Source organism: Streptomyces sp. RB17 (assembly GCF_009604455.1).
GTDB lineage: Bacteria > Actinomycetota > Actinomycetes > Streptomycetales > Streptomycetaceae > Streptomyces.
Genome location: NZ_WEGL01000009.1, coordinates 504,199 through 515,085, shown reverse-complemented (window position 1 = coordinate 515,085; position 10,887 = coordinate 504,199). Strand labels below are relative to the sequence as shown.

The following is a 10,887-nucleotide window of genomic DNA, read 5'->3' as shown; positions in this document are numbered from 1 at the left end:
ACCGAAGACGGGGTATCAACATATCTGGCGTTGACTTTTGGCACGCTGTTGAGTTCTCAAGGAACGGTCGCTTCCTTCGTACTCACCCTCTCGGGCTTTCCTCCGGGCGCTTCCCTTCGGTGTTTCCAACTCTACCAGGGTTTTTCCGTCTCTCTGACCACCACCCTGCGGACATGCAGAAGCGGATCCAGAGATAGGATCTGATGAGTTTGGGTTCTGCTGAGCGAGGGCGCACTGACGGCGCTCCGCCCCAAGCAGGAGTACGACTGTACACGGAGCCTCGAAGGCGGTGCAAATCCACGGGGTTGGTGGTCTAGACCACTAGCTGGTAGCTTCCATACGGAACCGCCACTTCATATGACATACGCTGCTGCCAGCGCCGTCCGGGACAGTCAGTGACGGCGCGTAAGCAGCTCCACTCCTTGGGAGGCTTCCCATGACCACCGTGACGTCCCCGCTCGCCGGACGGGCCATCGGACTGGCCGAAGTGCCGGATCCGGTCTTCTCCGGGGCCATGGTCGGCCCGGGTACCGCGATCGACCCCGTGCGTGAGCCCGCCGAGGCCGTGGCACCCGTGGACGGCGTCATCGTCTCCCTGCACCCGCACGCCTTCGTCGTGGTGGACGAGAACGGGCACGGCGTGCTCACCCACCTAGGCATCGACACGGTGCAGCTCAACGGCGAGGGTTTCGAGGTGCTCGTCAACAAGGGCGACACCGTGACGCGCGGCCAGGCCATCGTGCGCTGGAACCCCTCCGCGGTCGAGGCCGCCGGCAAGTCCCCGGTCTGCCCCGTCGTCGCCCTCGAAGCCACGGCCGAGTCCCTCTCCGACCTCCGGGACAGCGGAGACGTGAAGGCCGGCGACAGCCTCTTCGCCTGGAACTGACCACAACGCCGTCGTCGGACGGCGACCAGGACAACCACCGCGGCGGCGGGACCCGCCGCACTATCGGAGACGGGTGAGATGGAGACAACGCTGCGAGGCGTCGGCGTGAGCCATGGCGTGGCCATCGGCGAGGTTCGGCACATGGGTACGGCGGTGCTGGAGCCGCCGGCCAAGCAGATCCCCGCGGAGGAGGCCGAGCGTGAGCAGGGGCGCGCCCGCCAGGCCGTGGACGCCGTGGCCGCCGATCTGATGGCGCGCGGCAATCTGGCGGGGGGCGAGGCCCAGGCCGTGCTCGAGGCGCAGGCCATGATGGCCCAGGACCCCGAGCTGATGGCGGACGTGGACCGGCGGATCGCCGTCGGCAGCACGGCCGAGCGCGCGGTGTACGACGCGTTCGCGGCGTACCGGGAGCTGCTGGCCGGTGCGGGTGAGTACCTCGCCGGCCGGGTGGCCGACCTCGATGATGTGCGGAATCGTATCGTCGCCCGGCTGCTGGGCGTTCCGATGCCCGGTGTCCCGGACAGCGACCAGCCCTATGTACTCGTGGCGCGGGACCTGGCTCCCGCCGACACCGCGCTGCTGGATCCCTCTCTGGTGCTCGGTTTCGTGACCGAGGAGGGCGGGCCGACCAGTCACAGCGCGATCCTGGCGCGGGCGCTGGGTGTGCCGGCGGTCGTGGCGCTGCCGGGTGCCGGTGAGCTGGCCGAGGGCACGGTGATCGCCGTGGACGGCAGCACCGGTGACATCTTCGTGAACCCGAGCGAGGCGAAGAAGGCGGAGCTGGAGGCCGCGGCGGCAGAGCGCAAGGCCGCGCTGGCCGCCTCGACCGGGCCGGGTGCGACGGCGGACGGGCACAAGGTGCCGCTGCTGGCCAATGTGGGCGGTCCGGCCGACGTACCGGCAGCCGTGGCGGCCGGGGCTGAGGGTGTCGGTCTGTTCCGTACCGAGTTCCTGTTCCTGGACGACAGCAAGAACGCTCCTTCCGAGGCGAAGCAGGTGGAGGCCTACCGGCAGGTGCTGGAGGCGTTCCCCGAGGGTCGTGTGGTCGTGCGGGTCCTGGACGCCGGCGCGGACAAGCCGCTGGACTTCCTGACTCCGTCCGACGAGCCGAACCCGGCGCTGGGTGTGCGGGGTCTGCGGACGCTGTTGGACCACCCCGAGATCCTGCGCACGCAGCTGACCGCGCTGGCGAAGGCCGCCGAGGGGCTGCCGGTCTACCTCGAGGTCATGGCGCCCATGGTGGCGGACCGCGCGGACGCGAAGGCGTTCGCGGACGCCTGCCGTGCGGCGGGACTGCAGGCGAAGTTCGGCGCGATGGTGGAGATCCCGTCGGCCGCGCTGCGGGCGCGTTCGATCCTGCAGGAGGTCGAGTTCCTGTCGCTGGGGACGAACGACCTCGCGCAGTACACGTTCGCCGCCGACCGGCAGGTGGGCGCGGTGTCGCGGCTTCAGGACCCGTGGCAGCCGGCGCTGCTGGACCTGGTGGCGCTGTCCGCGGAGGCGGCCAAGGCCGAGGGCAAGAGCTGTGGTGTGTGCGGTGAGGCCGCGTCCGACCCGTTGCTGGCCTGTGTGCTGACCGGTCTGGGTGTCACCTCCCTGTCCATGGGTGCGGCGTCGATTCCTTATGTCCGGGCGACGCTGGCGAAGTACACGCTGGCGCAGTGCGAGCGAGCCGCGGCGGCCGCGCGGGCCTCGGAGAGCGCCGAGGAGGCGCGCGGCGCGGCCCAGGCAGTGCTGTCCGGCGAGTAGCCGACCGGCGGCGCGGCGCGTGTGCCGGGTGCAGGGGCGTCCCGCCTTCGGGTGGGGCGCCCCTGCGTGTTCGGCGTGTTTCCGGCCCGTCGGCGTGCTCGGCGTGCCGGTTACGGTCAGTGCCGGTGGCCTGGTGTCGTGTTCTCGTCCCCCAGGTCGGGGGGGTCGCAGTAGTCGACGCCGGATTCGGGGGAGATGGGGTCGCCGGATTCGATGTCGGTGCAGTAGGCGTCGAACACTTCGGAGGCGGTGAGCGGCTCGAGGACGCCGTGGCGCAGCCGCCAGCCGTGGACGCGGTCGGCCGTGTCCGGGGCGCTGGTGCGCAGGACGAGTCCGCCGGGGCTTCGGGTCGCAAGGCCGAGGGCGAGGACGCTGGTGAATTCCAGGGCCTCGGCTTCGTCGAGGTGGATGCCGTCGTGGCCGTCCTGGTCGGCGTGCAGGACGGAGACGAGGGTGTCCGCTGGTCCGGAGACACTGCACACGAGGTGCCGGTCGCCGGGCGGGGCGGTGTCGAGGATGCGGACCAGGAGGTCGGAGGCGCGGGTGAAGGCCGCCCGGCCGATGTCCTCGCCACAGGTGGGGCAGGGTCCGAGGCGGGACAGCACGGTGGTGGCGTACTCCCAGGTCGCCTGCCGTACGGCTTCGTCGACGAGGGCGGGGACGAGGGTGGCGAGGGGTTGGCCGTCGTAGGGGATGGTGGGGCCTGTGGCCGCGAGCTCCGCGGTGAAGCGGGTCCTGCTGGTCGGGGCCTCCGGGTCCAGGCCGGTTTCCGCGCAGTAGGCGGCGTAGTCCTCGGGGTCGAACAGGGCGAGTGTGGTGTGGGTGCCCTGGGCGGCGCGGGCTTTGAGGACGGCCTCGACCTGTTTCAGGTAGGTCGCGTGGTCGTCGAAGGTGAAGCTGCGGTAGCGCCGCATGGCGACGAAGTCGTGTTCGTCGGTGAGCAGGCCGATGGTGCCGGCGATCTCACGGCGCAGGACGCGTCGCATGGTCTGGTGGTCGGTGTGCGCCATGTTTCCCCCATAGTGCGCGGTCGATCAGTGCTCACTCACCGTAACCGGGGGCACTGACAACGGGGTCCGCTGGAGGCGGTCGTGGACCAGTCGGTGCTGGAGTGCGCAGGTCGCGGCGATGGTGGCGCCGAAGACGGTCCAGCCGAGGGGGCCGGTGGCGATGGCGGCGGTGACGGCCAGTGGGCCGAGGCTGCGCTGGACCGACTGTGCGAGGCCGTGCACGCCGAGGTAGGCGCCTTGTGCCGTGTCGGGGGCAAGGGCGAGGGAGAGTTCCCAGGACACGACGGCGTGCAGCATCTCGGCCAGGGTGAAGAGGGCGGCGGACGCGGTCAGCAGGCAGATCGCCTGGGCGGTGCCGCCGGTGGCGGACAGGGCGAGGGTGATGCCGCCGGCGGTGGATGCGCCGGACAGGGGGAGGAGCAGTTTCCGGGCTGCCGCGGTGGTGGTGCCGTAGCGGGCGAGCGGCACCTGGAGGGCGACCACCATCACGTTGTTGAGGACGAGCAGCAGAGGTGCGAGCCCGTGCGGTACGCCGTCGGTGTGCGCGATCCACAAGGGCAGGCCGATCTGGAAGACGGAGTCGTCGAGGAAGAGGACGGCATCGGTCGCCACGTAGGCGAGGTAGGTGCGGTCACGCCAGGGGTTGGCCGGCCGTGCGCCGCGGGATGTGGTGCCGGCGGCGGCGATGCGGCTGCTGGACGGGGGTTCGGCGCAGGTGAGGGTGAGGAGCGCGATCGCCAGGAAGGAGAGGGCGTCGCCGGTGAGGAGCCAGCGGTAGGCGGTGGTGGTGCCGAGGGTGAGGGCGGCCGCGGCGGCCAGGCCTCCGAGGGCCCATCCGGCGTTGGAAGCGGTGCGGTTGACGGCCTGATAGCGGACGCGGTCGGGGCCGGCGATGCGGGCTGCGTAGAGCTTGGTGAGGACGCTGGAGGCGCGGTCGCCGAGGCTGCCGACGGCCGAGATCGCGAGCAGCGGGAGGTAGTGGTCGGTGGTGAGCAGGCCGAAGGACGCGAGGGCGCGCAGGAGTTGGAGTGCGATCAGGATCCGGGTGAGGGGGAATCGGTCGGCGATGCGTCCGCCGAGGGGTGCGCCCGCGATGCCGACGGCGCCGGAGACGGCGGCGAGGGTGCCGACCTGGGCGACGGAGAGGCCGGAGACGTAGGTGAAGTACAGGACGGAGACGGATGCCCACAGACCGCTGCCGACGCGGTCGACGAAGGTGATGAGGAGCATCCGGCGTCCGTCGCGGCCTCCTGGTATGCGCGAGGGCCGGATGTTGGCCTCGGGCTTGGCGTCCACTGTTCCCCCTCAGATGGAGCTTGTTCCGAGTTATGTATTGATACATAATCTGTAACGTGGCAACACAATATGAGATCAGTGGTACGACGGCCAAGGGAATTGCCGCATCCGTCGAACGGGGCGTGGCGGAGGGGGCGTTGGCCCCGGGGGTCGCGCTGCCGCCCGTGCGGCGGCTCGCGGACGGCCTGGGGGTGAGTCCGGGCACGGTGGCCACGGCCTACAAGGAGTTGCGGCGGCGGGGCATCGTCGTCACGCGCGGGCGTGGCGGCACGGTGGTCGCGCCGGCTCCGGCGGTCGCGTCGCGGCGGCCGCCCAAGGTGCCCGAAGGGCTACGGGACCTGGCCGGCGGGCACCCCGATCCGGCGCTGCTGCCCGCTCTGCTGCCGCCCTCACGCCTTTCCCCGGGCGCCCGTTCCCATCGCTCCGCGCCCCGGCTGGCGCGGCTCGAGGACGTGGTGCGTGCGTGGCTGGGCCGGGACGGCGTGCCCGTGGAACGCGTGACGTTCGCGCACGGGGCGCTGGACCTGATCGCCCGGGTGCTGTCGGTCGAGTTGCGTCCCGGAGACGGCGTGGCGATGGAGGATCCGGGTTATCACCATCTGCTGGATCTGGTCGCCGCGCTGGGGCTGCGCACCGTGCCGGTCGCGGTGGACGACGAGGGCATGCGCCCGGAGGCCCTGCGCGGGGCGCTCCGGGCCGGGGTGCGGGCCGTGGTGTTCAGTCCGCGGGCGCAGAATCCGTACGGCGGGAGTTTCTCCGCCGCCCGCCGCGACGCTCTGGCCGAGGTGCTGCTGGACGTGCCCGATGTGCTGGTGGTGGAGAACGACCACGCCTCCGAGGTGGCGGACGCCCCGCTGCACACGGTGACCGGTACCGGGCCGGCGCGCTGGGTGCATGTGCGGACCGTGAGCAAGTTCCTGGGGACCGATCTGCGCTGGGCGGCCGCGGCCTGTGACCCGGTCACGCTCGCCCGGCACGACGGTCTGCTGCTGCTCACCTCGGGCTGGGTCAGTCACCTGCTGCAGGAGACCGTGCACGGACTGATGACGGACGAGGGCACACGTGCGCTGGTGGCACGCGCGCGTGAGACGTACGCGTCGCGCCGTACGGCCTTGGCCGGCGAACTGGCGGCACGGGGTGTCGCCTCGCACGGTTCCAGCGGGATGAACCTGTGGGTGCCCGTGCGCGACGAGTCGGCGGTGGTGAACGGGCTGCGGTCCCACGGCTGGTGGGTCGCGGCCGGGGCGCGGTTCCGCCTGGCCTCCGGTCCCGGCGTGCGGATCACGGCCGCCGGGCTGGAGCCCGCCGACGCCGCGCGGCTGGCCTCGGACTTCGCCGTCGTGCTGGGCGAGTCCGAGGCCACCTATGGAGGGTGACCCCCTCCCCCGGGGGTCAGGCGCGCTTGCGGGCGAGTTCCTCGTAGAAGCCGAGCAGGGAGAGGTTGTCGATGGAGCCCGGGTTGACCGCCTTCTCCAGGGGCGTGCCCTGCAGGAGGCGCTTGACGGGGACCTCGATGCGCTTGCCGGTGAGGGTGTGCGGGACGCCGGGCACTTCGATGATCTCGTCGGGTACGTGGCGCGGCGAGAGCTGTTCGCGGATGGTCCGCTTGATGCGGTTCAGGAGTGCCTCGTCGAGCACGGCGCCGGGCGCGAGGTGCACGAACAGCGGCATCCAGTAGCCGCCGTCGGGCTGCTCGATCCCGATGACGAGGGACTCCTTGATCTCGGGGAGGCGCTCGACGACCTCGTAGATGTCGGCGGAGCCCATGCGCACGCCCTGCCGGTTGAGGGTGGAGTCGGAGCGGCCGTGGATGATCACGGTGCCGCGTGAGGTGACGGTGATCCAGTCGCCGTGCCGCCAGACGCCGGGGTAGGTGTCGAAGTAGCTGTCGTGGTAACGACTGCCGTCGGGGTCGTTCCAGAAGCGGATCGGCATGGAGGGCATCGGGTTGGTGACGACCAGCTCGCCGACCTCGTCGATCACGGGCTTGCCGCTCGGGTCCCAGGCCTGCAGGTCGGTGCCGAGACCGGGCGCCTGGAGTTCGCCGGTGTACACCGGGAGGGTCGGGACGCCGCCGGCGAAGCACGAGCAGACGTCGGTGCCGCCGCTGACGGAGGCGATCCACAGGTCGGCCCCGCTGTCCGCGAACTCGTCGTGCAGCCAGCGGAAGCCGTCGGGCGGCAGCGGGGAGCCGGTGGTGGCGACGCACTGGACGGCGGACAGGTCGTGGTCGCGCGCGGGGCGGACGCCGGCCTTGCGGCAGGCCATGACGTAGGCGGCGGAGGTGCCGTACAGGGTGGCCCCGGTGCGTTCGGCGACCCGCCACTGGGCGCCGGTGTCCGGGTATCCGGGGCTGCCGTCGTACAGGACGATCGTCGTGCCCGTGAGCAGGCCGGAGACGAGGAAGTTCCACATCATCCAGCCGGTCGAGGTGTACCAGAAGAAACGATCCTCGGAGCCGAGGTCGCAGTGCAGGCCGAGCTGCTTGAGGTGCTCGACCAGGATGCCGCCCTGGGACTGGACGATGGCCTTGGGCAGGCCGGTGGTGCCGGAGGAGTAGAGCACCCACAGCGGGTGGTCGAACGGGACCTGCTCGAAGACGGGCTCGGCGTCGCCCCCCGTCAGTGCCGACCACTCCAGGGCGCCCTCGGGGGCCTCGGTGCCGAGCAACGGGATGTGGACGACGGCGCGCACCGTGGGCAGCTCACGGCGCAGTTCGGCCACGATCTCGCGGCGGTCGTGCTCCTTGCCGCCGTAGCGGTAGCCGTCGACGGCGAACAGGACGACGGGTTCCACCTGCTGGAAGCGGTCGAGGACGCTGCGGGCGCCGAAGTCGGGGGCGCAGGAGGTCCAGACGGCGCCGACGGCGGCCGTGGCGAGCAGGGCGACGACGGCCTGTGGGATGTTGGGCAGATAGCCGCTGACGCGGTCGCCGGGGCGGACACCGCGAGCCCGGAGTTCGGCGGCGAGGGAGCCGACCTGGCGGCGCAGCTCGGTCCAGGTCACCGGGCGCGGTTCGTGGCTCTCGTCGACGTACAGGAGAGCCGGCTCGTCCGGGCGGTCGGCCGCGGCGCGCAGGGCGTGCTGGGCGTAGTTGAGGGTGGCCCCGGGGAACCACTGGGCGCCGGGCATGGCGCGGTCGCCCAGCACGCGCGCGTAGGGCGTCGAGAAGCGGACGTCGAACCACTCCGTGACGGCCTTCCAGAAGGTGTCCAGCTGGTCGACGGACCACTGGTGCAGGGCGGGGTAGCCGCCGTCGGCGGGGGCGCCGTGGTGCTCGGCGGCCCATGCCTGGAACTGCGTGATGCGTGCCTGGGCGATCCGCTCGGGATCGGGCTGCCAGAGCGGCTGGGGGTTCGCGGTCGTCATGGGTGCGGCTCCCGGGCTGTGCGCGTCGTGTGCGTCGGTCCGCGCACGGGCTGGGGTATGCGCGTGACGCGGCTGACAGGGACGATGCCATGTGATCGACTTCTGCACCAGGGTGCGCCCCACATAGTCGGTGTCGTGAAGATGTGGTCCCGGCACGGGTGAACGGCAGTTGAACGGCACGCGCGCGTGGGGCGCTCAGTGGCAGGGTGAGCAGCATGGACGGTCGTGACCTGGTGCGTTCGGTGAGTGTGGTGGGTTCGGGGCGGGTCGCGCGGGGGTTGCGTTCCGTACGGGCCGCGTGGCGCAGGCGGCGGATCGACGCCGCCGGGCTGCCGCGCCGGGCAGCCGAGCGGGCGCGGGTCCCGGGGCAGGTGGAGGGCGTGGAGCCCGGGCCGGGTGGCGGGCTGATCCGGTTCGGCCGGTCCGAGCTGCGGATCACCGTCGCGGTGAACGGGGCGGTGTTCTGGGGGTGGGACGGGGCGGGTCCGCAGCCGTCGTACGCGCTCGCGGGGAGCTGTCCGGAGCCGGATCCGCGGGTGGTGCTGGAGCCGGACAAGGACGGTGGCTGGCGGGTGGTCGCCGAGCGGGTGACGGTCACCGTCTCGCGGCACGGTGCGGTGGAGGTGTGCACGCCGGGCGGCGTGACCCTGCGCCGGGATCTGCCGCCGCGCTGGTGGGAGCCGGTCGGCGGGGGCGCGGCACGCTGGATGCAGCGGTCGCAGGTGGCGGCCGACGCCCGCTTCTTCGGTCTGGGCGGCCGGGCTTCCGGGCCCCGGCTGCGGGACGGCACGTACCGGCTGTGGAACACCGATCCCGGCCGGGCGTTCGGCCCCGGCGACGATCCGCTGTACGTGACCATGCCCGTGCAGCTCGTGGTGGCCGACGCCGGCACGCATCTGGTGTTCCACGACACCACGTGGGACGGCACGGTCGTGCTGCGCGAGGGCGAGGAGGGCGCCGGGTCCGGGCACGACCGGTCGGGCCGCTGCGAGCTGCGGATGGACGGCGGGCCGCTGCGCTGCTGGGTGATGGTGGGCACCCCCGCGCGCGTGCTGCACACGTGGGCCTCGCTGACCGGGGCGCCGGCGCTGCCACCGGCGTGGGCGCTGGGCCACCAGCACGCGCGGTGGGGTTTCGGCAGCGAGCAGGAGGTGCGCCGGATCGTCGCCGGCTACCGGGAGCGCGGGCTGCCGCTGGACGCGGTGCACCTGGACATCGATCACTACGACGACCACCAGGTGTTCACCGTCGACAGGGAGCGGTTCCCGAAGCTGCCGCAGCTCGCCGAGGAACTGCGCCGGGACGGGATCCGGCTGGTGTCGATCGTCGATCCGGCGGTGAAGGCGGCACCGGGCAACGCCGTGTACGACGGTGGTTCGGCCGTGGACGCGTTCGTACGGGACGCCTCCGGGCGGACGGTGCGCGGTGTCGTGTGGGCCGGGGAGTCGGTGTATCCGGACTTCACGCACGCGCGCGTGCGTAAGTGGTGGGGCGGACTCTACGAGGAGCGCCTCGGGCAGGGCTTCGCCGGGTTCTGGCACGACATGAACGAGCCGACGTCGTTCAACGCCTTCGGGGAGCTCACCCTGCCGCGGTCGGCCCGGCACGCCCTGGAGGGACGCGGGGGCGACCACCGCGAGGCGCACAACGTGTACGCGCTCTGCATGGCCCGGGCGGGCTACGAGGGGCTGCGCGAGCTGTCGCCCGGGGAGCGGCCCTTCCTGTTCTCCCGGTCGGGCTGGGCGGGGATGCAGCGGTACGGGGGCACCTGGTCCGGGGACGTCGCGACCGGCTGGCCCGGGCTGCGGGCCTCGCTGTCGCTGGTGCTGGGGCTCGGGCTGTGCGGGGTGCCGTACTCGGGCCCGGACGTGGGCGGCTTCGACGGCAGTCCGTCGCCGGAGCTGTATCTGAGGTGGTTCCAGCTCGGCGCGTATCTGCCGCTGTTCCGCACCCACGCGAGTCTGCGGGCGGGGCGCCGGGAGCCCTGGGAGTTCGGTGCCGAGGTGCTGGAGCACGCGCGCGTGGCGCTGCTCGAACGGCGGCGGCTCCTGCCGTACCTCATGACGCTGGCGCAGCTGGCGCGGCGTACCGGCGCGCCCTATGTGCGGCCGCTGTGGTGGGGGGCGCCGGAGGACCGGGCGCTGCGCGACTGCGAGGACACGTTTCTGCTCGGCGATGCCCTGCTGGTGGCTCCGGTGCTGGATCCGGGTGCCGACCGGCGGGCGGTGCTGCTGCCGCGGGGCCGCTGGTACGACACCGTGACGGAGCAGGCGTACGACGGGCCTGCGCAGGTGCTCGTCGACGCGCCGCTGTCGCGGATACCGGTGTTCGCACGCGCGGGTGCGGTCCTCCCCGTACGCGGCGCCGACGGCGGCCTCGAGCTGGAGGTGTGGGCACCCGCGCGTGGCCGTACCGGCGGCGGTCTTGTCGTGCGGGACGCGGGCGGCGCCTGGGACGAGCCGGAGATCGAACGTTACGTCGCCCGCCGGCACGGCCCTCGGGTCGTGGTCACCCGGGAGCGGGAGAGCGGTTCCGCCGAGCCTGCGTACCCGGTGCGGGTGCGGGGGCTCGGCTGAG

The 10,887-nt window shown here is 72.3% G+C and carries 7 protein-coding genes; 4 read left to right on the top strand and 3 right to left on the bottom strand.

Annotation, left to right across the window (positions count from 1 at the left end):
- The first annotated feature begins 436 nt into the window (after positions 1-436).
- Positions 437-886 carry a PTS sugar transporter subunit IIA gene (locus tag SRB17_RS36195; protein ID WP_153544854.1) on the top strand — a complete coding sequence of 150 codons (450 nt, stop codon included), beginning with the start codon at positions 437-439 and terminating at the stop codon, positions 884-886.
- Between the two features lie 78 nt (positions 887-964).
- On the top strand, positions 965-2,635 hold the full coding sequence (gene ptsP, locus SRB17_RS36190; protein WP_153544852.1) for a phosphoenolpyruvate--protein phosphotransferase: 1,671 nt from the start codon (positions 965-967) through the stop codon (positions 2,633-2,635).
- Positions 2,636-2,751: 116 nt separating this feature from the next.
- Here the strand turns inward: ptsP and SRB17_RS36185 are convergent, their stop codons facing one another.
- Together SRB17_RS36185 and SRB17_RS36180 are read right to left on the bottom strand one after the other, a co-directional pair.
- The gene (locus tag SRB17_RS36185; protein ID WP_153544850.1) at positions 2,752-3,645 is read right to left on the bottom strand and encodes a hypothetical protein; all 894 of its coding nucleotides are present in this window, start codon (positions 3,643-3,645) and stop codon (positions 2,752-2,754) included.
- A gap of 24 nt (positions 3,646-3,669) precedes the next feature.
- On the bottom strand, positions 3,670-4,941 hold the full coding sequence (locus SRB17_RS36180; RefSeq protein ID WP_323376854.1) for an MFS transporter: 1,272 nt from the start codon (positions 4,939-4,941) through the stop codon (positions 3,670-3,672).
- A 56-nt stretch (positions 4,942-4,997) separates the two neighbouring features.
- Between SRB17_RS36180 and SRB17_RS36175 the strand changes: the two genes are divergently transcribed.
- The gene (locus SRB17_RS36175) at positions 4,998-6,317 is read left to right on the top strand and encodes an aminotransferase class I/II-fold pyridoxal phosphate-dependent enzyme (protein ID WP_323376853.1); all 1,320 of its coding nucleotides are present in this window, start codon (positions 4,998-5,000) and stop codon (positions 6,315-6,317) included.
- A 16-nt stretch (positions 6,318-6,333) separates the two neighbouring features.
- On the opposite strand, the gene SRB17_RS36170 is transcribed toward SRB17_RS36175, so the two are convergent.
- The gene (locus SRB17_RS36170; RefSeq protein WP_153544848.1) at positions 6,334-8,310 is read right to left on the bottom strand and encodes an acetoacetate--CoA ligase; all 1,977 of its coding nucleotides are present in this window, start codon (positions 8,308-8,310) and stop codon (positions 6,334-6,336) included.
- A 215-nt stretch (positions 8,311-8,525) separates the two neighbouring features.
- On the opposite strand from SRB17_RS36170, the gene SRB17_RS36165 reads away from it, so the two are divergent.
- Positions 8,526-10,886: a glycoside hydrolase family 31 protein gene (locus tag SRB17_RS36165; RefSeq protein ID WP_153544846.1), complete on the top strand. Its 2,361-nt coding sequence runs from the start codon at positions 8,526-8,528 to the stop codon at positions 10,884-10,886.
- The last annotated feature ends 1 nt before the right edge of the window (position 10,887 follow it).

Excerpts from the sequence above, each read along its gene's own strand:
- SRB17_RS36195 (WP_153544854.1), top strand. The coding sequence starts at position 437 with ATGACCACCGTGACGTCCCCGCTCGCCGGACGGGCCATCGGACTGGCC.
- ptsP (WP_153544852.1), top strand. The coding sequence starts at position 965 with ATGGAGACAACGCTGCGAGGCGTCGGCGTGAGCCATGGCGTGGCCATC.
- SRB17_RS36185 (WP_153544850.1), bottom strand. The coding sequence starts at position 3,645 with ATGGCGCACACCGACCACCAGACCATGCGACGCGTCCTGCGCCGTGAG.
- SRB17_RS36170 (WP_153544848.1), bottom strand. The coding sequence starts at position 8,310 with ATGACGACCGCGAACCCCCAGCCGCTCTGGCAGCCCGATCCCGAGCGG.
- SRB17_RS36165 (WP_153544846.1), top strand. The coding sequence starts at position 8,526 with ATGGACGGTCGTGACCTGGTGCGTTCGGTGAGTGTGGTGGGTTCGGGG.